The sequence below is a fragment of the Jiella sp. M17.18 genome, from assembly GCF_041027365.1.
GTDB lineage: Bacteria > Pseudomonadota > Alphaproteobacteria > Rhizobiales > Rhizobiaceae > VKMB-3413.
On the sequence record NZ_JBFTEH010000001.1, the window covers coordinates 501,013 to 523,797 of the forward strand.

The following is a 22,785-nucleotide window of genomic DNA, read 5'->3' on the forward strand; positions in this document are numbered from 1 at the left end:
TCCAGGCCGTTGCTCCGCCCGCTCGGCTCATTCGGGCGTTGCGATCGTACTAGCGAACTCATACAGTCATCGAGGCCAAGAGGCATCTCCGACCCGCAAGGTCCCGACTCGGCGCCTGTGCGAGATCGCTTCGTCACCGCGCCAGCAGTAAAGCCGGGCATTCGAGGGATGGGAAGCCTCGCTGCATATTTCGTTTGGTTCGAGAGATAGTTTGCTCTAAAACCAGGCTTGCTGAATTTCGAGGCAGGTCGAGACACGGGGTGAGGGGACAGTTGACGATTCTTTGCAGTCGCCAGAGAGCCGCAGCGAATGACGGCCACCGCGGCATCGTCAGATCGGGGTGCTGCGGTTGAGCCCGTCCGGTGATCCCGTCCTGGCGCTGGAGGATTTCTCCCTGCGCTTTGCTCCCGGCAAGAATCTGGTCGATGGCGTCGCCTTCGCGGTGAGGGCGGGTGAGACGCTCTGCGTCGTCGGCGAGTCGGGCTGCGGCAAGTCGGTGACGTCGCTGGCGCTGATGGGCCTCCTGCCCACCCCGCCGGCCGACATCGTCTCGGGAACGGCGATGTTCGAGGGGCGCGACCTCTTCCATCTGTCCGACTCGGCGATGGCGGATCTGCGCGGCAGCCGGATCTCGATGATCTTCCAGGAGCCGATGACCTCGCTGAACCCGGCCTTCACCGTCGGCGACCAGCTGATCGAGACGGTGCGGCGCCATCGCAGGGTCGGAAAGGCGGAGGCTGCGGCGATCTCGCTCGACATGCTGAAGAAGGTGCGCATCCCGGCGCCGGAGAAGCGCATGAGCGATTATCCGCACCAGCTCTCCGGCGGCATGCGCCAGCGCGTGATGATCGCGATGGCGCTCGTCAACGAGCCGAAGCTTTTGATCGCCGACGAGCCGACGACGGCGCTGGACGTGACGATCCAGGCGCAGATCCTGGCGCTGATCGCGGGCCTGCAGAAGGAGACGGGGACCGCGGTGATCCTGATCACTCACGATCTCGGCGTCGTCGCCGAGACCGCCGACCAGGTGGCGGTCATGTATGCCGGCCACATCGTCGAATACGGCACGGCCGAGGCGATCTTCTCCGACCCGCAGCACCCCTATACGATCGGCCTGATGGGCGCGATCCCGTCGCTCGGCCGGCGTTCGGGCAAGCTCGCGACGATCGCCGGCACGGTGCCGCCGGTCCAGCGCATGCCGGACGGCTGCCGCTTCTCGCCGCGCTGTCCGTTCGCGCAGGCCAGATGCCTGGAAGCGGTGCCGCCGCTGGCGCCCACGGCCGGCGATGCCGGCCACCGGGCCGCCTGCTGGTACGCGCCGGTCGAGGCGCATTTCTCGGAGGTGGCGTGATGGCCGACACATCTGCCGCCGCGACGCCGATCATCGAGACCGCCGACCTGGTGAAGCACTTCGGCGGCAAGCGTCAGCTCCTGAAGCGCTCGCCGCTGGTCCAGGCGGTCAACGGCATCTCGATCAAGGTCGTCGAGGGGGAGACGCTGGCGATCGTCGGGGAATCCGGCTGCGGCAAGTCCACCCTCGGCCGGCTGATGATCCGCCTGATGGAGCCGACGGCCGGCGACGTGATCTATCGCGGCCGCAACCTCGGCAGCCTCGCTCCGGACGAGTTGCGCCGGCTGCGCAGCGAGCTGCAGATCATCTTCCAGGACCCGTTCGCCTCGCTGAACCCGCGCATGAGCGTCTGCGACATCGTCGGCGAGCCGATCTGGCTGAAGGGCGGCATGACGAAGGCCGAGCGGCGCGAAAAGGTGCTCGACATCTTCGAGACCGTCGGCCTGCGGCCCGACATGGCGGACCGCTATCCCCATGAATTCTCCGGCGGCCAGCGCCAGCGCATCGGCGTCGCCCGGGCGCTCGCGGCCGAGCCGCAGCTGATCCTCGGCGACGAGCCGGTCTCGGCGCTCGACGTCTCGATCCAGGCCCAGATCGTCAACCTCCTGGAGGAGCTGAAGGAGCGGCTGAAGCTGACGCTGGTGATCGTCGCCCACGACCTCGCCGTCATCCGGCACATGAGCGACCGCGTCGCGGTGATGTATCTCGGCGAGGTGGTCGAGCTCGCCCGCACCGACGACCTCTACGACGCACCGCTGCATCCCTACACGCAAGCGCTCTTCGCCGCGATCCCGCAGCCGAGCGCGACGCTGAAGCACAGCATCCAGCCGCTCGAAGGCGACGTGCCGAGCCCGACGAAGCCGCCCTCGGGGTGCAAGTTCCACACCCGCTGCCCGCATGCCCGGCCGCGGTGTTCCCAGGAACATCCGGATCTGGAGACGGTGGAGGGCGGCCGTCAGGTCGCCTGCCACTTCTGGCGCGAGATCCAGGCGGCCGGCAGCGATCCGCGGCCGATCGCTGCGCCGAGCGCCAGGCTGGAGAAGCGCATCGCCCTCTACACCGCGCGGCAGGCGGGCCGCGCGGATCTCATCGCCAACCCGTAACGACAAGCCCAACCGCAACAGGGAAGCAATCCATGCTCAAGACGCGACTTGCCGTCCTCTCGCTCAGCCTCCTGGCCTCGTCCATGGCCTATGCGCAGACGCTGCGCATCGGTCTGAAGGAAGACCCGGACGTGCTCGATCCCGACCGTGCCCGCACCTATGTCGGCCGCATCGTCTTCACCGCCCTCTGCGACAAGCTGGTCGACATCTCGCCGAAGCTCGACTTCGTGCCGCAGCTCGCGACGTCCTGGTCCTACAACGACGACGAGACGGCGCTGACCTTCAAGCTGCGCGACGGCATCACCTTCCAGGACGGCACCAAGATCGATGCCGAGGCGGTGAAGGCCAATCTCGACCGCTCGATGTCGCTGCCCGACTCCAACCGCAAGAGCGAGCTCTCCTCGGTCGACCACGTCGAGGTCGTCGACCCCTCGACCGTGACGATCCACCTGAAGCATCCGGATGCGACGCTGCTCGCGACGCTGTCGGATCGCGCCGGCATGATGATGTCGCCGGCCGCCTTCAAGGGCGACAAGACCTTCTCGCAGGACCCGGTCTGCTCGGGCCCCTACAAGTTCGTCAAGCGCGTCCAGAACGACCGCATCGAACTCGAGAAGTACGACGGCTACTGGGACGCCAAGGACTATCCGATCAAGAAGGTGGTCTATCTGCCGATCACCGACGCGACGGTGAAGCTCGCCAACCTCAAGGCCGGCGACATCGACATGCTGGAGCGGCTGGCGCCGACCGACGTGCCGCAGGTCAAGGCCGACAAGAGCCTCGACTTCGAGCCGGTCACCGGCCTCGGCTGGCAGTCGATCACCATCAACACCAACAATGGCGACCGCGCCAAGAGCAACCCGCTCGCTAAGGACAAGCGCATCCGGCAGGCGCTGGAATACGCGATCGGCCGCGACGTCATCAACCAGGTCGCCGGCAACGGCATCTATCCGCCGGCGCAGCAGCCGTTCCCGCCCTCCAGCCCGTATCTCTCCGACAAGTTCCCGGTGACCGAGCGCAACGTCGACAAGGCCAAGGAGCTGCTGAAGGAGGCCGGCGTGCCGAACCCGAAGTTCGAGCTCGTCTTCGGCACCGGGTCCGACAACCAGCAGCTCGCCGAGCTGATCCAGGCGATGGCCGCCGAGGCCGGCTTCCAGATCACGCTGCGGGCGACCGAGTTCGCCGCCATGCTGGACGAGCTCGACCGGGGCAATTTCGACGCCTCGCTGATCGGCTGGTCCGGCCGCGTCGATCCGGACGGCAACATCCACCCCTTCGTCACCTGCAAGGGCGCCCTGAACTACGGCCGCTACTGCAATCAGCAGGTCGACAAGGACCTGAACCAGGCGCGCCAGGTGTCCGGCGTCGAGAAGCGCAAGCCGCTCTACACCGACGCTCAGACGATCCTGCAGCAGGACCTGCCGGTGATCTACACCTACTACCAGCCCTGGCCGTTCGTGCTGAACAAGAACGTCACCGGCTTCGTGCCCTATCCCGACGGCATGATCCGCCTGAAGGGCATGAACGTTCAATAACCGGCGCTTCGTGCGGCGGGCGGCCTCGACGGCTGCCCGCCGCCGTCCTGCAGAGGCCTTCCCATGGCGGAACTGATCCTTCGGCGTGTGCTCGTCGCCATCCCGACCATCATCATCGTCTCGATGCTGGTCTTCTCGCTGCAGAAGCTCCTGCCCGGCGATCCCGCGCTGATGATCGCGGGCGAGGAGCACGATCCGAAGGTGATCGAATACATCCGCGAGAAGTACCACCTGAACGACCCGATCCCGGTGCAGTACGGCATGTGGGTGAAGCAGGTGGTGCAGGGCGATTTCGGCAAGTCGTTGCGGACCGACGTGCCGGTGACGCAGCTGATCGACTCGAAGCTGCCGGTGACGATCCAGCTCGCGGTGATGGCGATGATCGTCGCCGTCCTGATCGGCATCCCGACGGGGATACTGTCGGCCGTGCGAAAGGAGACGGCGGTCGACTACGTGGCCAACGTCGTCGCGCTGTCGGGCCTGTCGATCCCGAACTTCTGGCTGGGGATTCTCCTGATCTTCCTCGTCTCGGTGCAGCTCGGCTGGCTCCCGGCGTCCGGCTACGTGCCGCCGTCGCAGGACTTCTGGCTGTCGATCAAGACCATGCTGATGCCGGCCTTCGTGCTCGGCACCGCGCTCTCGGCGACGCTGATGCGGCACACCCGGTCGGCGATGATCGGCATTCTGCGATCCGACTACATCCGGACGGCGCGGGCGAAGGGCCTTCGGCAGGGGAAGGTCGTCTACAAGCATGCGCTGCGCAACGCGCTGGTGCCGATCGTGACGCTGATGACGCTGCTCTTCGGCGAGCTTCTCGGCGGCGCGGTGCTCACCGAGCAGATCTTCACAATCCCCGGCTTCGGCAAGCTCGTCGTCGACGCGGTCTTCACCCGCGACTATGCGGTGGTGCAGGGAATCGTCCTGTGCACGGCGATCGGCTATGTCGGACTGAACCTTCTCGCCGACGTCCTCTACATCCTGATCAACCCGCGGCTGAGGGGCGCCTGATGAGCCACGTTGCAGCCTCGGACCGCGCCGCCCGCGATCCCGGCACCGCCCATGCGGAGCCGGTCGACGTCAAGGTGCCGGAGATCGGGCCGACCGACGAGCCGCTGGAGGGCCGCGGCAACCGCGCGCTCCGCAAGTTCTTCTCCAACCGCGCGGCGATCGTCGGCGGCCTCTTCGTCCTCGTCTTCGTGCTGTGGGCGGTGCTGGCACCGCTGGCCGCGCCTTATGATCCGCTGAAGACCAGCTTCCTCGCCATCCGCAAGGCGCCGTCGCTGGCGCACTTCTTCGGCACCGACGAGCTCGGCCGCGACATCTTCTCGCGCATGGCCTACGGGGCGCGCGCCTCGCTGCTCGCCGGTGTCGTCTCCGTCGCGATCGCCGTCGTCGTCGGCGTGCCCTTCGGCATCCTCGCCGGCTTCTTCGGCGGCTGGACCGACATGGCCGTCAGCCGCGTCGCGGACGCGCTCCTGTCGATCCCGTTCCTGATCCTCGCCATCGCGCTCGCGGCGTTCCTCGGCCCCAGCCTCACCAATGCGATGATCGCGATCGGCCTCTCCGGCACGCCGATCTTCGCCCGGCTCGCACGGGCGCAGACGCTGTCGGTGAAGGCGGAGGACTATGTCGAGGGGGCGCAGGCGATCGGCCTGCCGAACCGCTGGATCCTGATCCGCTACATCTTTCCCAACATCCTGCCGCCGCTGATCGTGCAGGCGACGCTGACGATCGCGACGGCGATCATCGCCGAGGCCAGCCTCTCCTTTCTCGGCCTCGGCCAGCAGCCGCCGGACCCCTCCTGGGGCTCGATGCTGAACACCGCCAAGAATTTCATGAACCAGGCGCCCTGGATGTCGATCTTTCCCGGCGCCGCCATCTTCCTCCTCGTCCTCGGCTTCAATCTTCTCGGCGACGGCTTGCGCGACGCGCTCGACCCGCGCGAAAGCTGAACCCGCATTTCCAGTCTGAAAGGCAGTCTCCGCATGTTCACCACCAGACCCGAGCTTCTCGGCACGTTCGGCGCCGTCGCCTCGACCCATTGGCTCGGAACCGCCGTCGGCATGTCCATGCTGGAGCGCGGCGGCAACGCCTTCGACGCCGGCATTGCGACGGCCTTCGTGCTGCAGGTGGTGGAGCCGCATCTGGTGGGGCCGGGCGGCGACGTGCCGATCATCTTCCACTCCGCCAAGACCGGGAAGACCGAAGTGATCTGCGGCCAGGCGCCGGCGCCGGCCGGAGCGACGCTGGAGCACTACAAGCGCGAAGGCCTGACGCTGATCCCCGGCAACGGCCTGCTCGCCACCGTCATCCCCGGCTCGTTCGACGCCTGGATGCTGCTCCTGCGCGACCACGGCACGATGAGCGTGCGCGACGTGCTGGAGCCGGCGATCTACTATGCCGAGAAGGGCCATCCGATCCTGCCGCGCGTTGCCGACACGATCAAAGGCCTGACGAGCTTCTTCAAGACCGAATGGCCGACCTCGGCCGCGGCCTTCCTGCCGAACGGCTCGGCGCCGGAACCCTGGTCGCTGTTCAGGAACGAGGCGCTGGCGAAGACCTGGCAGAGGATCGTCGCCGAGGCGGAATCGGCCGGCGGCGACCGCGAGCGCCAGATCGAGGCGGCTCGCAACGCCTTCTACAAGGGCTTCGTCGCCGAGGCGATCGACGCCTTCGTCGAGAAGACCGAGGCGATGGACGAGAGCGGCAGCCGCCACAAGGGCGTCCTGACCGCCGAGGACATGGCCGGCTGGCAGGCCGGCGTCGAGGCGCCGCTGACCTATGAGTACGGCGGCCAGACGGTCAACAAGATCGGACCGTGGGGGCAGGGGCCGGCCTTCATCCAGACGCTGGCGCTGCTGAAGGGCTTCGACCTCGGCGCGACAAAGCCGGCGGGCGCCGAGTTCATCCACCTCCTCACCGAGGCGATGAAGCTCTCCTTCGCCGACCGGGAGTGCTACATCAGCGACCCGAACTTCGTCGACGTGCCGATCGAGACGCTGATCTCCGACGCCTATGCCGACGAGCGCCGCAAGCTGATCTCCGACAAGGCCTCCTTCGACCTCCGGCCCGGCCGCATCCCCGGCTACGAGGATCAGGTCGACCGGATGATGGCGGCGCTGGAGCGCCTGTCGGACGCCTCCGGTACCAAGAAGGTGGACGAGCCGACGACGGCGGCAATGCAGGCCTCGGTCCGGCGCGGCGACACCGTCCATATCGACGCCGCCGATCGCTGGGGCAACATGATGGCGGCGATGCCCTCCGGCGGCTGGCTGCAGTCCTCGCCGATGATCCCGGAACTCGGCTTCATGCTGAACTCCCGAGCCCAGATGTTCTGGCTGGAGCCCGACCTGCCGGCATCCCTGGCGCCGGGAAAGCGCCCGCGCACGACGCTGACGCCGACGCTGACGATCCGCGACGGCGAGGCCCACATGGCCTTCGGCTCGCCGGGCGGCGACCAGCAGGAGCAGTGGCAGCTGATCCTGTTCCTCAGGGCGGTCCATCACGGGCTGAACCTGCAGGAGGCGATCGACCTGCCGATGAGCCACACGACGCATTTTCCGAGCTCGTTCTATCCGCGTTCGAGAAAGCCGGGGCACCTCATCGCCGAGGAGAGCTTCGGCAAGGCCGTGCTCGACGACCTCAGGGCGCGGGGGCACGACCTCGAGGTCGCGCCGGAATGGACGGTCGGCCGTCTCGTCGCCGTCGCGCGCGAAAAGGACGGGCTGCTGAAAGCCGCCGCGACGCCGCGCCTGATGCAGGCCTACGCCATCGCCCGCTGAGCGAACGTCCGCCTCCGGGCTTGTGCCGAACCCGCCGGCGCTGAGCCTTGACTCGGCGCGGCCCTGAGCCGGACAGGGTCGGCAGCTCGCCGGAGACGCGGAGCCGGGCAGGAGAGACCACTGCCGGAGCGAACGACGTGGCCGCAAGGCTGGTGACGCAGCGCCGACGTGCTTTCCGGTGGTCGTTCAACCTTTACCGGCCGTTCATACGCTTTCTTTAAAATTTTGCTGTCGTATTGATTCTGTAGACCGTTGAAGGTTCGCGTCCGTGGAACAGCCTCTGACACGCCGACGCATGCTCCTCCTGGCCACGGGCATCGTCGGTGCCGCGCTCGCAGGATTGGCTCCCGCACTCGCCGCGCCGCCGCCGCTCGGACAGCCGCAGGGACGGCCGATCCTGCGCATCGGCGGCAAGATCACCGTCCACAATGCCGGGGACGAGGCCGTCTTCGATGTCGCCATGCTCGACGCCATCGGGCGCCGGACGTTCTCGACGTCCACCCCCTGGACCAACGGCGTCCACACCTGGGAAGGGGTCCCTCTCGCCGCCCTGATGCAGGCGGTCGGAGCCTATGGAACGCAGATCCGCGCCATCGCCCTCAACGACTATGTCGCGGACATTCCCATGGCCGGCATCGCCGACGAAGGCGGCATCCTCGCCATCCGGCGCGACGGCAAGCTGATGCCGATCAGCGACAAGGGGCCTCTGTTCGTCCTCTATCCGTTCGACCAGGACGTCCGGCTGCAGCAGCAGAGCGTCTTCATGCGCTGCGCCTGGCAGGTCGCGCGGCTCGTCGTCCTCTGACCCGGCCCGTCCGCTCCATGGCCCGCGCGCGAATCCTCGAAGACCGGTGGGAGCTTCCGCTCCTGACCGCGACGGCCGGTCTCGGCTTCGTCGCGGCCTGGCTGTTGTTCGCCAGCGTCAACTACATGACCAGCATCTCGCGGTCGGCGGAGAACAACGTCGTCTACGAGGTGATGACGACGTCGCCGGAACTCGGGCGGCTGCAGGCGACCATTGCCGGACGCTTCATTCCCGGCACCGGGATCACCGACGACGACGTCGCCCTGCGCTTCGCCATCATCGAGAACCGGATGAAGGTCCTGGGAACGCAGTCGTCGCGCCACTTGCGGCGGGACGGCGAGGAGGCGACCGCCCTGCTGGCGAAGATGCAGGCGGTGGTCAGATCGGTGGCGCCAAGGGTCGAGCACCTCGCGACTCCGGCCGATGCCGCAGCCGTCCTCAACGCGCTGGAGCCGCTCAACACCCAGGCGACCCGGCTGGCGGCGCTGACCACTTCGACCGCTGCGACGCGCATCGCGGAGAACGAGAGCGAACTCATCCGGGTGTTCTGGCTGCTCCTCGCCGACATCCTCGGGCTTCTGTCCTGCGGCATCACGCTGGTCGCGCTGCTGCGGCGGGCGCGGCAGAAGGCACGGCACCGCGCGGCGACCGACGATCTGACGCAACTGCCCAACCGGCTGTCGTTCAACCGCCGGCTGGCCGAAGTCCATGCCGCCGCCGGGCCGGGCGCGCTCTCCGTTCTGATGTTCGACATCGATCTGTTCAAGCAGGTGAACGATACGATGGGTCACGCGGCCGGCGACACCCTGCTGCGCCTGGTGGCGGAGCGGCTGGCGCCGGTCCTGCAAGAGGCGGACGTGTTCGCGCGCCTGAGCGGCGACGAGTTCGCCGCGCTCTTTGCCTCGCCGGCCGCCGAGAAGGATGCGCGCGACGCAGCCGAGCGGATCGTCGCGGCTCTGGCGGCTCCGTTCGACATCCTGGATTCGCATCTGCCGGTGTCCGTCAGCATCGGGATCGCGGTGGCGCGGCCGGACGATGTCGATCCCGAGGATATCCTCGGCAATGCCGATCTGGCGCTCTATGCGGTGAAGGAGAGCGGGCGCGGCAGCGTGCGCCTCTACGAGCCCGGTCTCCGGGAAGCCTCGCAGGAACGCCAGACGCTGTCGGAGGATCTGGAAGCGGCGCTGGCGGAGGATCGGCTGGAACTGCACTTCCAGCCGCTGGTCTCGCTTGCCGACAGGCGCACGGTTGGCTTCGAGGCGCTCTTGCGCTGGCGGCACGACGCGTTCGGCTGGGTGCCGCCCGACCGCTTCATTCCGATCGCCGAGGAGACGGCGCTGATCCTGCCGATGGGGCGCTGGGTGATCGCAAAGGCCTGCATGGTCGCCGCGCAATGGCCGGACGACATCGAGGTCGCGGTCAATCTCTCGGCCCGCCAGTTCAACGATCCGCAGCTCGTGACGACGATCGTCCAGGCCCTGTCCACGCACGGCCTGAAGCCGGAGCGGCTGACGCTCGAAATCACCGAGACGGCGCTGATCCAGAACGACCGCTCCGTGCTCGACACGCTGAACGCCCTGCGCGCCATCGGCGTGCGGACCGCGCTCGACGACTTCGGCACCGGCTACGCCTCGCTGAGCTATCTGACGCGCTTCCCGTTCGACATCATCAAGATCGACCAGACCTTCGTCCGGGGCGCACCGCGTCACCACGACAGCTCCACGATCGTGCAGGCGATCTGCTATCTCGCCGCCGAGCTCGGCTTGGCGACCATCGCGGAGGGCATCGAGACCGAGGATCACCTCGCCGTGGTGCGCGGCGCCGGCTGCGACTACGGCCAGGGCTATTTCTTCGACCGGCCAATGCCCGCCGCCGACTGCGCGACGCGGCTGTCGTTGGAGCGGCTCCGAGGCGTGGCGGAGCACAAGGCGCCGGCCGGAACGGAGCCCGGCGAGGATTGCGGGCGACAGGAGATGGCCGGCGACGGCTTCGTCCGGAAGGCCTGAGCGTCAGCCCCGCGCGACCAGTCGCTTCGCCATCATCATGTGGATGCCCTTGCAGCCGTTGACGGTCTGCGTGACGCGCAGGTCGCCGGCGAGGCTGCACAGCGTATAGGCGTCCTCCCGCGACAGGCCGCCCTTGACCTGCAGGAGGCCCAGCATGTCGCGCAGGGCCATCTCGGCGCAGCGGTCGAGATCCGGGTCCATGCCCATGGTGATGTAGTGGGTCGGCGTCTCGGCCTGCGGATAGGTGAGGGCGAGATCGTCGCGCACCGTCAGGGTGAAGGTGCCCCTCAGAGCCGTCTCGATCGCGGTGATGCAGACCTCGCCGTCGCCCTGCGCGCCATGGCCGTCGCCGCAGGAGAACAGCGCCCCCTCGTTGAAGATCGGCAGGTACAGCGTGGTGCCGGCGACGAGCTCCTTGTTGTCGATGTTGCCGGCATGAGCCCGCGGCATGATCGAGGAGATCCGGCCCCAGTGCGGCGGCGGGGCGACGCCCATGACGCCGAAGAAGGGCGAGAGTTGGAGGTCGAGGCCCCAAGGCAGCCGCGCGACGCCCCGTTCCCGGTCGAGCGGGATGTTGAGCAGGCGCGTTCGCTCGAAGTCGTAGGGCAACGTGCCGGCGAGCGGGCGGATGACGTTGTAGCCCCAGTCCTGCCGCAACTCGACCGCCGCGATCGTCACCTCCAGCACCTGGCCGGCCTGGGCGCCCTCGACGGCAACCGGGCCGGTGAGAAGGTGCCCGGGCATCTCCTGTTTCAGCGTCTGGTGGATCTCGAGCAGTTCCGGCGGAACCTCGAACCCCTCGCCGGGCAAGACCTCGGGGCCGCCGGAGATCGTGTCGATCACCACCGTGTCGCCGCTTCGCACGGTGAGGACCGGCTCGCGCTTCGGGTCGAAATAGCCCCAGGCGCAGGTCGCCGGCGAAGCCTTCAGGTGATGACGCATGAGATGTCCTTCTGCTGGAACGGCGCGCCGGGAGACAGCCGGCTGGCGCACCGCAGCATTCTGCGGCGGGGGGACGATTCCGGGAAGGGCCCAGCCTCATGAAAAGCCGCCAGGGGTGCTGGCTAAGGGCTTCAGGCCCGAACCCGCACCTCGACGAGCGCCTGGCGCCGTTCGGTCTCCACATGGGCGATGGCGCGCCGCAGCGTGTCTTCCAGCGCTGCGCCGTCCGTGACGAGAGCCGTCCAGGCGCGGCTCGCCGCGGCGATCTTGGTGAAGTCCGGCGTCGGGCTGAGCGAGGTCAGCGGCATCACGTTGGTCTTCGCCGCATAGCCGTCGGGATAGATGCCGAGGACGGAGTGACGCACTGCGCCCCATTCGGCATTGTTGAGGACGACGACGAGCACCGGCAGCTCCAGCGCCTCGGCGATCTGGTGGCAGGCGGCCGGATTGGCGAAGATGTAGGAGCCGTCGCCCATGGTCGCGACGGTCAGCCGGCCGGGGTCGGCGAGCGCCATGCCGAGCGCGGCGGGAAAGCACCAGCCGAGACCGCCCGAGTGCGGCTCCTGATACCAGCTGCCGGGTTCGGTCAGGGTCAAGGGGCCCAGCGGGCAGCCGAGTTCCGACAGGACGCGCGCCGAACGCCCGGCTATGGCCTTCGACAGGCAGAGGCTCACGAACTCCTTGGTCGGCGGCGTGCCGTCGCCGGTGGAGGCGCGCGACAGCGTCTCCGCGCGCAGCCGCGCGATCTTCGGCGCGACCGCATTGCGTCGATCTGAGCGGCGCTCCGTCGCCGCCTCGGCCAGCGGCCGCACCGCCTCGGCGAGCGCCAGGATGCCAGTCGCCGTGTCGCAGCAAAGCGTGACGTCGGAGCGGAAATGGCGGACCGGGAAGCGCGCGTAGAGCGGATCCTCGCCGAGCTGGATCACCTTGCAGCCGGGCCTTGGTTCGTGGATGTCCGGCGACCAGGGCGCGAGCGAGTCGATCACCAGGATCGCGTCCGCCTCCGCGAGGAACGGCGCGGGATCGGCGCCGGCGGCCATCTCGTGGTCGGTGGCGATCGCCAGCTGGATCGCCCAGTACTGGCAGACCGGGATTGCCCAGTCCTCGGCCAGCCGGGCGAGGGCGGCAAAGCCTTCGGCCGAGCCGGCACCGCGCTGCGCGATGATCAGCGGGCGCTCGGCCTCGGCGATTATTCGCGCCGCCTCCCGGACCGCAGCCGGATCGGGGAAGGCGCGGGCCGGCGCGAGGCTCGGCGCCTCCGACAGGCCGTCCGACGGGCAGGGCTGGCAGAGCGTCTCGCGCGGCAGGCTGACATAGACCGGCCCGCGCGGCGTCGAATTCGCGATCGCATGCGCCCGGTCGACGATCTCCGGCGCCTGCTCGGGGAAGCGCAGCTCGTAGTCCCACTTCACCGCTTCGCGCACGAGGGCCGCCTGGTCGCGCATCTCCTGGCCCCAGCCGATTGGCACCGTGCGGGCGCCGAGCCGGCCCTTCTCCAAAGTCGGGGTGCGGCCGGAAAAGAGGAGGACGGGCACCTTTTCGGTCGCGGCGTTGATCGCGCCGATGGCGCAGTTGGCGAGGCCGACATTGGTGTGCGCCATGACAGCCTGTGCCTTGCCGGTCGCGAGAAAGTAGCCGTGCGCCATGCCCATGGCGGCCCCCTCGTGCGGCATCACCAGCGCCTTCGGCAGGGCGACGCCCTTCGCCTGGGCTTCGGCGAGCCCCTCGATGATCGGCGGGAAATCCGTGCCGGAATTGGCGAAGATATAGTCGACGCCGACGCTCTTCAGCCGGGCGAGCAGCGCGCCGCCGGCCGTCAGCGCGGGACGATGGTCCGGCGCGGAGGAAGCGGCCGAGCCGTCCGGCTGCCTGCCTGTCTTTGTCGCCGCTGCGCCGGCAGCGGGGCTCCGATCGGTCGATGTGCACCCGGTGTCCATGCGCCCCGCTGCTGCCTGTCGTTTCGGTCTGTCTCGAGTATTGACGGGGCTGCGACCCTGTCAATCACTGCGCCGTGCCGGACCCTGCGGCCGAGCGTATTTGCGGCGGCGACAGCCTGTCGGCCCGAAGCCCTAGACGCTCGACGATAGAAGCTCCGGGCGCGGCGACGGCGAGAACATCACGCCCTCCGCCGCCGCGGCCCGACACCTCGTCAGACGTTCACGTATTTCCGCCAGTTGTGCTCTTCCTTGAACCCGAGGACCTCGCGGATCTTGCGGTTCGAGAGCGGCGCCTCGTATTCGCCGAGTTCGCGGGTGACCGGAATCTGCGGGCAGTACTTCGCCAGGAAGTCGGCCGTCGGCATGGTGGCGGTGATGGTGTCGTTGGTGGCGTTGAAGACCTCGAAGCCGAGCCCGTCCTTGGCAAGCGCGAGATCCACCATCTGGCCAAGGTCGCGGGCGTCGATGTAGCTCCAGGCATTGCGCTTGCGCGACATCGGCTTCGCGAGGAAGTCCTTGAACATGTCGTATTCGTGCGGCTCGATGACGTTGCCGATCCGGAAGGCATAGATGTCGGCGTCGTAGCGCATGGCGAAGGCGCGGGCGGTCTTCTCGTTCACCACCTTCGAAAGGCCATAGCTGTCCATCGGGTCGATGTCGTAGTCCTCCTCCAGCGGGAAGCGGTGGAAGTCCTTGTCGCCCTCAGCGAAGCAGACGCCGTAGGTCGTCTCCGAGGAGGCGATGACGACCTTGCGGATGCCGAGCTTCATCGCCGCTTCGATGACGTTGTAGGTGCCGATCGTGTTGACCCGGAAGGTCTCGTTGTCCGGCTTGATCAGGACGCGCGGGATCGCGGCGAAGTGCACGACAGCGTCGATCGGCGCGGGGCCCTTGCCGGTCTCGAACTCGTCCATGCCGAAATGCTGCGACAGCGCGTTGAACACCTGACCGCTGTCGGTGATGTCGGTGATGAGCGTGTTGACGCCGGGATGGTCGAACGGGACGAGATCGACGTTGAGAACGGTGTGGCCCTTGTCGAGGAGGTAGGGCACGACGTGGCGGCCGGCCTTGCCGGTGCCGCCGGTGAAGACGATGCGCTTGCTCAAATGATCTCTCCCTTGATGGTCGTGCGGCTCGCAGGCACGGCGTGTCGCCGGCCTGCGCGCCGCATTGGAACGATGATGGCGGCAAAATGCCGGCCGCCTCGCCGATGTGGGGCAGATCGGGTCTGCGGGCAGGGGCGGGGCGGCGATCCGCGGCTATTCGCGCAGGCGCAGATTGCGCAGGCGGTCGAACAGGACGGCCATGATGATCGCGCCGCCGATGAAGGCGCCCTGCCAGAAGGCGTTGATGCCGAGCAGGCCGAGGCTGTTGCGGATCACCTCGATGAGGGCGGCGCCGACGAGCGCGCCGAGCGCCGTGCCGACGCCGCCGGCAAGGTTGGCGCCGCCGATGACCGCGGCGGCGATGACCTGCAGTTCCAGGCCGGTGCCGATATTGGTCGTCACCGCGCCCAGCCAGCCCGTCTCGATGACGCCGGCAATTCCCGCGGTCAGCGCCGACACCATGTAGACCGCGACCTTGATCCGCCGCACCGGGACGCCGGTGAGGGTGGCGGCCCGCTCGTTGCCGCCGATGGCATAAAGGTGCCGCCCGAACCGCGTCCAGCGCAGGATGAAGGCGGTGATCAGCGCCAGCACGATCATGTAGACGACCGGATTGGGGATGCCGAAATAGGCGCCGCCGCCAAGCGAAAGCAGCGCCTTCTGGTCCGGCCCGAACTCGAAGACGACGGTGTTGTTCGAGGCGACCATCGCAAGGCTCCGCGCCAGCGACAGCATGCCGAGCGTGACGACGAAGGGCGGAAAATCCAGATAGGCGATCAGGATGCCGTTGAACGCCCCGACGAGGAGCGCCGTGCCGATCGCCGCGGCGATGCCGACTTCGATGGAGTAGCCGGCATGCATGGTCACCGCGAGAATCATCGAGCACAGGCAGAGCACCGAGCCGACGGACAGGTCGATGCCGCCCGAGATGATAACCATCGTCATGCCGAGCGCGATGATCGCGGTGAAGGTGACGTTGCGGCTGATGTTGTAGAGGTTGTTCGACGTGGCGAAGGAGTTCGTCGCGAAGGACAGGTAGATGCAGGCGATGGCGACGGCGACGACCACCCAGAAGGTCTGGCTCGACAGGAGCGCGCTCAGCCGCCCGTGCTGCCTGTGGTCGATCGTCTGCTCCAAACTGATTGCCATGGTGGGCCTTTTTCAGCTGCTGTTGCGGGACCGCGGACCCTTTGAGGTCCCGTTCAGGCGTGTTCGATCGCGCCGGTGATCAGTCCGGTGACTTCTTCCGGCGAGCTCTCGTCGACCCGCTTGTCCGCCACCTTGCGCCCGCGCCGCATGACGATGACGCGGTCGGCGACGGTGAAGACGTCGGGCATGCGATGGCTGATCAGGACGACGGTGATGCCCTGGTCGCGCAGGCGCCGGATGAGTGCGAGCACCTCGGCGATCTGGCGCACGGAGATCGCCGCCGTCGGCTCGTCCATCAGCACGATCTTCGCCTCCGACAGCCGGGTGCGGGCGATCGCCACCGCCTGGCGCTGGCCGCCGGACATCTTCTTGACGAGGTCGCGCGGGCGCGTCTCCGACTTCAGCTCGGCGAAGATCTCGCCGGCCCGCCGATACATCGTGGCATAGTCGAGCAGGCCGAACGGGCCGATGCCGCGCCGGATCTCGCGGCCGAGAAAGACATTGGCCGCCGCCGTCAGATTGTCGCAGAGCGCCAGATCCTGATGCACGATCTCGATGCCGTGAGCCCGCGCATCCACCGGCCGGTGCATCACGAGTTCCCGGCCCTCCATGCGCAGGGAGCCGTGGGTCGGCCGGAAATTGCCGGCGATCATCTTCACCAGGGTCGACTTGCCGGCGCCGTTGTCGCCCATCAGCCCCACGACCTCGCCCGCCTTCAGCGAGAACGAGACGTCGTTCACCGCATGAATGGCGCCGAAGTGCTTCGACACGTTTGTCAGTTCAAGAATCGCCACGCGACGTCGTTCCTCCCTGTGCAGACCGATCGATGTCTGGCCGACAGCCGCATTTTTCAGCTCCCCGGGTCGCGAAACGGCCTCCCCGCCATTTCGTCCCCGCGAGCCGCAGCGTCAGCGCCGGACTGCACTTGCCGATATGAGGCACTGTCCGGGCTGCGCCGTCAACGGGGCAAGCGCCGGTTCGCGGAGGTGTCGCGAATTTAATCCGCGCCGAAGCAAAATTGATTGACCGGCGTTTCCCGGCTTGCTTAGATACTTTTCGCAGGCAGAGACGCCTGAATCCGTCTTCTTTTTTACGACGGCCGGCAAAAGCAGAGAGGATGCTTGGTGCGCGGCTGTGAAGTCGGTTCATGCTCGATGTCTGTCGATGAGCGGGAGTCTTCGTAGGACTTGCTTGTGGGCGCTGTGGAGGCGGCGCCTATTGCCGGCTGTCGATCCGATCAGGGCGCCGGAAATCCGGTCGAGATGCAAGCTGACCCTCGGGTGCGACAGGCGCTCGTGGAAAAGACGTCCGTCGCCGCCGCAAGGCGGGCGCCGGTCGTGAGGGCCCGGAGCGACGTCGTCTCCGGGTGGTGAGGATGAGCCGCCGGGCATTTGCCGCCGATCGGCGCAAGGCTCCGGACGGCCAACGGTTTCTGGGAGGAAACATGCGCAAAGTCACTCTACTGGCCGCCGCCGCGGTCCTGGCCCTCGGCGCCGGGCAGGCGTTCGCCGCCAAGAAGCAGCTGGTGATCGTGGTCAAGGGCCTCGACAACCCGTATTTCGAGGCCATGCACCAGGGCTGCGAGAAGTGGAACAAGGAGAACGCCGACTCCGAGTACCAGTGCACCTATACCGGCCCGGCCTCGACCTCGGACGAGGCGGGCGAGGCGCAGATCGTGCAGGACGAACTCGGCAAGCCGGACACCGCCGCGATGGCCATCTCGCCGTCCAACGCCAAGCTGATCGCGCAGACGATCCGGACCGCCAACACCTCGATCCCGATCATGACCATCGATGCCGACCTCGCCAAGGACGACGCCTCCCTGCGCAAGACCTATCTCGGCACCGACAACTATCTGATGGGCCAGAAGATCGGCGAGTACATCAAGAAGGCCAAGCCGAAGGGCGGCACCGTCTGCATCATCGAAGGCAATGCCGGCGCCGACAACATCCTGCGCCGTGCCCAGGGCACGCGCGATGCGCTGAGCGGCCAGAAGGGCCTGAACGAGCTGACCGGCCAGGGCGGCTGGACCGAGGTCTCGGGCTGCCCGGTGTTCACCAATGACGACGGCGCCAAGGGCGTCCAGGCGATGACCGACATCCTCGCGGCCAATCCCAAGCTCGACGCCTTCGCGATCGAGGGCGGCTGGCCGCTGTTCGGCGCCCCGCAGGCCTATCGCGACCTGATGAAGCCCTACGCCAAGCGCATCGCCAGCGGCGATTTCGTGGTCGGCGCGGCGGACACGATCGGCGACGAAGTGAAGATCGCCGGCGAAGGTCTGGTGACGGCTCTGGTCGGCCAGCGGCCGTTCGAGATGGGCTACAAGGCGCCCTCGGTGATGATCGACCTGATCAAGGGCAAGAAGGTGTCGGACCCGGTCTATACCGGCCTCGACGAGTGCACCAAGGACACGGTCGACACCTGCATTCAGAAATAAGCGCTGTTCGGGCGCCATGTTTCGGCGCCCGCATCTCCTTTCGACGCCCGGCTGTGGAAATCCGCAGTCGGGCGTTCGTGCGTCAACCGATACAAGTCGGGCCTCCAGCCAGACGGCGCTGCGCGGTCTTCTGGTCGCCACGCTCTTCAGCTGGGCGGCGTCGCGCGCAAGGGATCGCGACGTTCGGCCTGCCGGCGAACCGGGACGCCTGCGCCTGCGTCCGATGATCGACCGTCAGGCGATCCGCTGGCCGCTCTCCTTGTCGAACAGATGCACCCGCTCGCGCTGGATGCGCAGCGCCAGCCGCTCGCCCGGCCGGTGGATCGCCCAGTCGCGGAAGGCACCGAGCAGCTGCGCGCCGCCGAGGGTCATCAGGACCTGCGTCTCGGCGCCGGTCGGCTCGACGAGGGCGATCTCACCGACCGCGTCGGACGGGCCGGCCGGCGCGGCCGGCTCCACATGCTCCGGCCTGACGCCGTAGACGACGGCGCGCCCCGGCGCGGCCGCGACCCGGGCCGGCAGGGGCAGCGACAGGCCGTCCGCCGAGCGGAAGAGCGGTACGCCATCGCCTGACGCGATCTCGCCGGCGATCAGGTTCATCGAGGGCGAGCCGATGAAGCCGGCGACGAAGAGGTTGGCGGGCTTCTCGTAGAGGTCCAGCGGCCGGCCAATCTGCTCGACCCGGCCGCCGTTCATCACGACGATCCGGTCGGCCATGGTCATCGCCTCGATCTGGTCGTGGGTGACGTAGACCATGGTGGTCTTCAGCCGCTGGTGCAGCGACTTGATCTCGCCGCGCATCTGGACGCGCAGCTTGGCGTCGAGATTGGAGAGCGGCTCGTCGAACAGGAACACCTTGGGATCGCGCACGATCGCCCGGCCCATGGCGACGCGCTGGCGCTGGCCGCCCGAAAGCTCCTTCGGCAGGCGGTCCAGGAGCGGCGTCAGGTCGAGGATCTCGGCCGCCCGCGCCACCGCCTTCTGCTTCTCCGCCTTCGACGCGCCGGCGAGCTTCAGCGAGAAGGCCATGTTCTCGGCGACCGTCATATGCGGGTAGAGTGCATAGTTCTGGAACACCATGGCGATGTCGCGGTCCTTCGGCGCGAGGTCGTTCACCACCCGCTCGCCGATCCTGATGTCGCCGCCGGTGATCTCCTCCAGCCCGGCGATCATCCTGAGAAGCGTCGACTTGCCGCAGCCGGAGGGGCCGACCAGGATGACGAACTCGCCGTCCTCGATGTCGATCGATACGCCGTGCAGCACCTTGTGGTGCCCGAAGCTCTTGCGGACCTCGTCCAGCGCGATCGTCGCCATGGCGTGCGGTTCCTTGTCTCGAAGCGATGTCCCGGCCCGAAGGCCGGCCGTCCTGGCTCAGCCCTTCACCGCGCCGGCGGTCAGTCCCGCGACGATGTGCTTCTGGGCGGCGAAGAAGACGATGATGGTCGGCAGGATGGTCAGGGTGATGAAGGCGAGCACCAGCTGCCAGTCGGTCGAGTATTCGCCCTGATAGACCATGATGCCGAGCGGCCAGGGGTATTTCGCCTGGCTGTTCAGCATGATCAGCGGCATGATGTAGTTGTTCCAGGAATTGACGAAGGCGACGATGGCGACCGTGGCGAGGATCGGTCGCGACAAGGGCAGGGTGATGTACCAGAAGAAGCGGATGTAGCCGGAGCCGTCGACCAGCGCGGCGTCGAACAGCTCTTTCGGCACGTTCCGGAAAAAATTGCGGAACAACAGGATCGCCATGCCGAGGCCGAAGGCGACCTGCGGCAGAACGACGCCGAGATAGCTGTCGAGCAGGCCGAGGTCGCGGATGCGGATGAACAGCGGCAGGATCGCCGTCGCGATCGGGAACATCAGCCCGAGCAGGAAATAGTTCATCAGGAAGCCGGCGCCGAAGAAGCGCACATGGGCGAGGGAGAACGCCGCCATCGCCGCCACCGCCAGCGTCAGGAGCGTGGTGAGCCCGGCGATGATGAAGGAGTTCATCAGCATCTGCCAGTAGCGGACGCTGAAGAGGATGTCGGTGTAGTTCGACCACTGCCACTCGCTCGGCAGGCCGAACGGATTGACCCGCAGATCGCCGAGCGTCTTGAAGCCGCCGAGCGCGGTGGTCAGAAGCGGAACGAGGACGATCGCGGCGACGACGAACAGGCTGCCGTAGATGTAGAGCGCGGCGACGAAGCTCGGGCGCCGGCGGCTCTCGGCATAGCTCGGGTCGGCGGCGGGTGCGGTGGCGGCGAGGTCAGTCATTCTTCATGAAGATCCGTCTGTAGCCGAAGGCGAGGACGACGCAGATCAGGAACAGCACGACGCCGATGGCGCTGCCGAAGCCGACCTTCATGCGGGTGATGCCGTAGGTGTAGAGGAAGGTGACCATGGTCTGTGTCGCGTTGGACGGCCCGCCGCGGGTCAGCGGCATGATCATGTCGAAGAGCTGCAGCGAGCCGATCACCGCGAAGAACACCGACAGGCGGATGGTCGGGGCGAGCAGCGGCAGCGTGACGTTGGTGAACCTCTGCCAGGGCGTCGCGCCGTCGAGATCGGCCGCCTCGTAGAGCGACTTGTCGATCGACTGCAGCCCGGCGATGAACAGCATCATGTGAAAGCCGAAATACTTCCAGACGACGACCGCGAGCACGGCATAGATGGCGATGTGCCGGTCGGCGAGGACGTAAGGCGTCGCGACGTTGAGGAGGCTGGCGATCGAGGCGACGAGGCCGTAGTCGCCGTCATAGATGAAGCGCCAGATCAGGCCGGCCGCGACGTCGGCGAGGACATAGGGCAGGAAGAAGATCAGCCGGAAGGCCGTCGCGCCGGGAATGCGGTTCGAGACCAGCGTCGCCAGCCACAGCGCCAGCGGCAGCTGCAGCACGATCGAGACGAGGATGATCAGGCCGTTGTTGGTCAGCGCCGTGCGAAAGGCGCTGCTCCGGAACAGGATCTCGAAGTTGCGGAGGCCCACATAGTCCTGCGGCCTCCCGTAGCCGCTCCAGTCGAACACCGAATACCAGCCGGCCTCGCCGATCGGCAGGATGACGAAGATGGTGAAGAGCAGAATCGCCGGCGGCAGGAACAGGACGAGCACCGGCCAGGTGCGCCCGATATTGCGCTCGCGCGTGCTGTGGCCGCGTGCCCGGGTCCGCCGGCGCGTGGGCTCGGCAAGCGGGCTCTTCTCCGAGACCAGGCCTGTGGCGTTCGCCATCGGTGGTTCTCCGTTAGGTCCGCTCCGGCCGCGGCAAGCCGCGCCGCGGCCGGAGCGATTCCGGCTACTGGTCGAGCTCGAAGGCGTCCTGGATCTGCTGCGCCGCTTCCTCCGGCTTCATCTCGCCGGAGACGACTTCGACGGTGACGTCGTTGACGACGCGGCCGACCGAGGGGCCGAGATCCTGGTCGAGGAACAGCTGGTGGAAGTGCGACTTCGAGAGCGCCTTGGAGAAGTTCTGCTCGATCGGATCCTTCAGGCCGGATTCGGCGCCCTTGGCCGCCGGGATCAGCATGCCCGCCTCGGCCATCGTCTTCTCGGCATCCGCGCTGGTGAAATACTTCACGAAGTCGATCGCCTGCGGTGAAGCGCCGCGCGAGACCGCCCAGCAGTTCACGCCGCCGAAGGTATCGGACGGGTCGCCGGCGCCGCCCTCGACCACGGGAAAGGCGAAGGTGCCGAGATCCTCTCGGGAAATGCCCTTGCCGTCGGCGGCCGCGGCCGCCTGCCGGTTGGCGCTGTCGTCGAAGGTGAGGAGCATGGCTGCGCGCTTGTCGCCGAAGAGGGCGAGCGTGTCCTGCCAGCGGGTGCCGAGATAGCCGGGCTGGAAAGGTTCCAGCTTGCCGAGCTCGGCCAGCTTCTGGAACGCCTCGACGAAGGGCTTGGCGGTGAAGCCGCCGTCCTTGCCGGCCTTGGCGTCGGCGAAGGCCTGCTCGCCGCCGAGCCGCAGCGCGAGATAGGACCAGTAGAAGTGCAGCGGCCACTTGTCGCCGCCGCCGCCGGCGATCGGCGTGATGCCGGCCGCCTTGAGCTTCTTCACCGCGTCGAGGAAATCCGCCCAGGTCTTGATCTTGGTGGCGTCGACGCCGGCCTTCTCGAACATCGGCTTGTCGTAGAAGAAGCCGATCAGGCTCATCTTCAGCGGCACGCAGAGGACGCGGCCGTCGATCGTGACGCCGCGCATCGCGGCGGGGATGTAGGTCTTCTCCCAGGCGCCGTCGTTCGCCTGCATCTTTTCGGTGAGGTCCTGCACGGCGCCGGCCTTGTACTGCGCCTTCAGCACGCCGCCGGTCCAGGAGTAGAAGAGGTCGGGCGCGTCGCTCGACTGCAGGAGCGTCGGAAGCTTCGCCTTGAACGCCTCGTTCTCGAGGAATTCGAGGTCGATCTTCACGTCCGGATGGGATTTCTCATAGGCGTCGGCGAGCTTGCGCCAGATGTCGACATAGTTCGGATTCGCCTCGACATGCATCAGGCGGACGGTGGTTTCGGCCTGCGCCGTGGCTGCGGCGAAGGGCGCCGCGAGCAGGAAACAGCAGACGGCTGCGCCGCGCGCCAGGCGCGCTCGGAAAGCTTGAGACATCGGTTCCTCCCATTGCCGGCGATTTTTCGCGCTTGGCGGATTTAATACGATGCCTTTCCCGGGG

18 protein-coding genes are annotated in these 22,785 nt (G+C 67.5%); 9 read left to right on the forward strand and 9 right to left on the reverse strand.

From position 1 onward, the window contains the following. The first annotated feature begins 373 nt into the window (after nucleotides 1–373). The 8 genes from AB5S17_RS02380 (at nucleotide 374) to AB5S17_RS02415 (ending at nucleotide 10,582) form a co-directional block, all read left to right on the forward strand. Nucleotides 374–1,351, forward strand: a complete 978-nt coding sequence (locus AB5S17_RS02380) for an ABC transporter ATP-binding protein (protein ID WP_369236128.1) — start codon at nucleotides 374–376, stop codon at nucleotides 1,349–1,351. After that, entirely contained in the window at nucleotides 1,351–2,454 is a 1,104-nt protein-coding gene (locus AB5S17_RS02385; RefSeq protein ID WP_369235723.1) for an ABC transporter ATP-binding protein, read from the forward strand. The genes AB5S17_RS02380 and AB5S17_RS02385 overlap by 1 nt, the downstream gene beginning before the upstream one ends. Before the next feature lie 32 nt (nucleotides 2,455–2,486). Next, nucleotides 2,487–3,989 carry an ABC transporter substrate-binding protein gene (locus tag AB5S17_RS02390; protein WP_369235725.1) on the forward strand — a complete coding sequence of 501 codons (1,503 nt, stop codon included), beginning with the start codon at nucleotides 2,487–2,489 and terminating at the stop codon, nucleotides 3,987–3,989. Between the two features lie 63 nt (nucleotides 3,990–4,052). After that, nucleotides 4,053–4,997: an ABC transporter permease gene (locus AB5S17_RS02395; protein ID WP_369235727.1), complete on the forward strand. Its 945-nt coding sequence runs from the start codon at nucleotides 4,053–4,055 to the stop codon at nucleotides 4,995–4,997. Then, nucleotides 4,997–5,941: an ABC transporter permease gene (locus AB5S17_RS02400; protein WP_369235729.1), complete on the forward strand. Its 945-nt coding sequence runs from the start codon at nucleotides 4,997–4,999 to the stop codon at nucleotides 5,939–5,941. Before AB5S17_RS02395 ends, AB5S17_RS02400 begins: the two co-directional genes overlap by 1 nt. A gap of 33 nt (nucleotides 5,942–5,974) precedes the next feature. Then, nucleotides 5,975–7,771: a gamma-glutamyltransferase family protein gene (locus AB5S17_RS02405; protein ID WP_369235731.1), complete on the forward strand. Its 1,797-nt coding sequence runs from the start codon at nucleotides 5,975–5,977 to the stop codon at nucleotides 7,769–7,771. Nucleotides 7,772–8,066: 295 nt separating this feature from the next. Continuing rightward, entirely contained in the window at nucleotides 8,067–8,576 is a 510-nt protein-coding gene (locus tag AB5S17_RS02410) for an oxidoreductase (protein WP_369235733.1), read from the forward strand. A 17-nt stretch (nucleotides 8,577–8,593) separates the two neighbouring features. Beyond that, nucleotides 8,594–10,582, forward strand: coding sequence for a putative bifunctional diguanylate cyclase/phosphodiesterase (locus tag AB5S17_RS02415; RefSeq protein WP_369235735.1), 1,989 nt, complete (start codon nucleotides 8,594–8,596; stop codon nucleotides 10,580–10,582). 3 nt (nucleotides 10,583–10,585) lie between these two features. On the opposite strand, the gene AB5S17_RS02420 is transcribed toward AB5S17_RS02415, so the two are convergent. The 5 genes from AB5S17_RS02420 to AB5S17_RS02440 form a co-directional block, all read right to left on the reverse strand. Continuing rightward, nucleotides 10,586–11,524: an acetamidase/formamidase family protein gene (locus AB5S17_RS02420; RefSeq protein WP_369235737.1), complete on the reverse strand. Its 939-nt coding sequence runs from the start codon at nucleotides 11,522–11,524 to the stop codon at nucleotides 10,586–10,588. A gap of 131 nt (nucleotides 11,525–11,655) precedes the next feature. After that, nucleotides 11,656–13,461 carry a thiamine pyrophosphate-requiring protein gene (locus AB5S17_RS02425; RefSeq protein WP_369235739.1) on the reverse strand — a complete coding sequence of 602 codons (1,806 nt, stop codon included), beginning with the start codon at nucleotides 13,459–13,461 and terminating at the stop codon, nucleotides 11,656–11,658. 212 nt (nucleotides 13,462–13,673) lie between these two features. Then, nucleotides 13,674–14,567, reverse strand: coding sequence for an NAD-dependent epimerase/dehydratase family protein (locus AB5S17_RS02430; RefSeq protein WP_369235741.1), 894 nt, complete (start codon nucleotides 14,565–14,567; stop codon nucleotides 13,674–13,676). Nucleotides 14,568–14,720: 153 nt separating this feature from the next. Further along, nucleotides 14,721–15,716, reverse strand: coding sequence for an ABC transporter permease (locus AB5S17_RS02435; protein ID WP_369235743.1), 996 nt, complete (start codon nucleotides 15,714–15,716; stop codon nucleotides 14,721–14,723). Between the two features lie 53 nt (nucleotides 15,717–15,769). Then, on the reverse strand, nucleotides 15,770–16,510 hold the full coding sequence (locus tag AB5S17_RS02440) for an ATP-binding cassette domain-containing protein (protein WP_369235745.1): 741 nt from the start codon (nucleotides 16,508–16,510) through the stop codon (nucleotides 15,770–15,772). A gap of 650 nt (nucleotides 16,511–17,160) precedes the next feature. On the opposite strand from AB5S17_RS02440, the gene AB5S17_RS02445 reads away from it, so the two are divergent. Then, entirely contained in the window at nucleotides 17,161–18,153 is a 993-nt protein-coding gene (locus AB5S17_RS02445; RefSeq protein WP_369235747.1) for a sugar-binding protein, read from the forward strand. 234 nt (nucleotides 18,154–18,387) lie between these two features. Here the strand turns inward: AB5S17_RS02445 and AB5S17_RS02450 are convergent, their stop codons facing one another. The 4 genes from AB5S17_RS02450 to AB5S17_RS02465 form a co-directional block, all read right to left on the reverse strand. Further along, nucleotides 18,388–19,467, reverse strand: coding sequence for an ABC transporter ATP-binding protein (locus tag AB5S17_RS02450; protein WP_369235749.1), 1,080 nt, complete (start codon nucleotides 19,465–19,467; stop codon nucleotides 18,388–18,390). A 57-nt stretch (nucleotides 19,468–19,524) separates the two neighbouring features. Then, complete coding sequence (locus tag AB5S17_RS02455; RefSeq protein ID WP_369235751.1) at nucleotides 19,525–20,409, reverse strand: carbohydrate ABC transporter permease; 885 nt, start codon at nucleotides 20,407–20,409, stop codon at nucleotides 19,525–19,527. Then, complete coding sequence (locus AB5S17_RS02460) at nucleotides 20,402–21,361, reverse strand: carbohydrate ABC transporter permease (RefSeq protein ID WP_369235753.1); 960 nt, start codon at nucleotides 21,359–21,361, stop codon at nucleotides 20,402–20,404. The genes AB5S17_RS02455 and AB5S17_RS02460 overlap by 8 nt, the downstream gene beginning before the upstream one ends. Nucleotides 21,362–21,425: 64 nt before the next feature. Further along, nucleotides 21,426–22,721 carry an extracellular solute-binding protein gene (locus AB5S17_RS02465; protein ID WP_369235755.1) on the reverse strand — a complete coding sequence of 432 codons (1,296 nt, stop codon included), beginning with the start codon at nucleotides 22,719–22,721 and terminating at the stop codon, nucleotides 21,426–21,428. Nucleotides 22,722–22,785 lie beyond the last annotated feature (64 nt).

Coding starts and splice junctions, on each gene's coding strand:
- AB5S17_RS02385 (WP_369235723.1), top strand. CDS start 1,351: ATGGCCGACACATCTGCCGCCGCGACGCCGATCATCGAGACCGCCGAC.
- AB5S17_RS02390 (WP_369235725.1), top strand. CDS start 2,487: ATGCTCAAGACGCGACTTGCCGTCCTCTCGCTCAGCCTCCTGGCCTCG.
- AB5S17_RS02395 (WP_369235727.1), top strand. CDS start 4,053: ATGGCGGAACTGATCCTTCGGCGTGTGCTCGTCGCCATCCCGACCATC.
- AB5S17_RS02400 (WP_369235729.1), top strand. CDS start 4,997: ATGAGCCACGTTGCAGCCTCGGACCGCGCCGCCCGCGATCCCGGCACC.
- AB5S17_RS02405 (WP_369235731.1), top strand. CDS start 5,975: ATGTTCACCACCAGACCCGAGCTTCTCGGCACGTTCGGCGCCGTCGCC.
- AB5S17_RS02410 (WP_369235733.1), top strand. CDS start 8,067: ATGCTCCTCCTGGCCACGGGCATCGTCGGTGCCGCGCTCGCAGGATTG.
- AB5S17_RS02415 (WP_369235735.1), top strand. CDS start 8,594: ATGGCCCGCGCGCGAATCCTCGAAGACCGGTGGGAGCTTCCGCTCCTG.
- AB5S17_RS02420 (WP_369235737.1), bottom strand. CDS start 11,524: ATGCGTCATCACCTGAAGGCTTCGCCGGCGACCTGCGCCTGGGGCTAT.
- AB5S17_RS02425 (WP_369235739.1), bottom strand. CDS start 13,461: ATGGACACCGGGTGCACATCGACCGATCGGAGCCCCGCTGCCGGCGCA.
- AB5S17_RS02435 (WP_369235743.1), bottom strand. CDS start 15,716: ATGGCAATCAGTTTGGAGCAGACGATCGACCACAGGCAGCACGGGCGG.
- AB5S17_RS02445 (WP_369235747.1), top strand. CDS start 17,161: ATGCGCAAAGTCACTCTACTGGCCGCCGCCGCGGTCCTGGCCCTCGGC.
- AB5S17_RS02450 (WP_369235749.1), bottom strand. CDS start 19,467: ATGGCGACGATCGCGCTGGACGAGGTCCGCAAGAGCTTCGGGCACCAC.
- AB5S17_RS02455 (WP_369235751.1), bottom strand. CDS start 20,409: ATGACTGACCTCGCCGCCACCGCACCCGCCGCCGACCCGAGCTATGCC.
- AB5S17_RS02460 (WP_369235753.1), bottom strand. CDS start 21,361: ATGGCGAACGCCACAGGCCTGGTCTCGGAGAAGAGCCCGCTTGCCGAG.
- AB5S17_RS02465 (WP_369235755.1), bottom strand. CDS start 22,721: ATGTCTCAAGCTTTCCGAGCGCGCCTGGCGCGCGGCGCAGCCGTCTGC.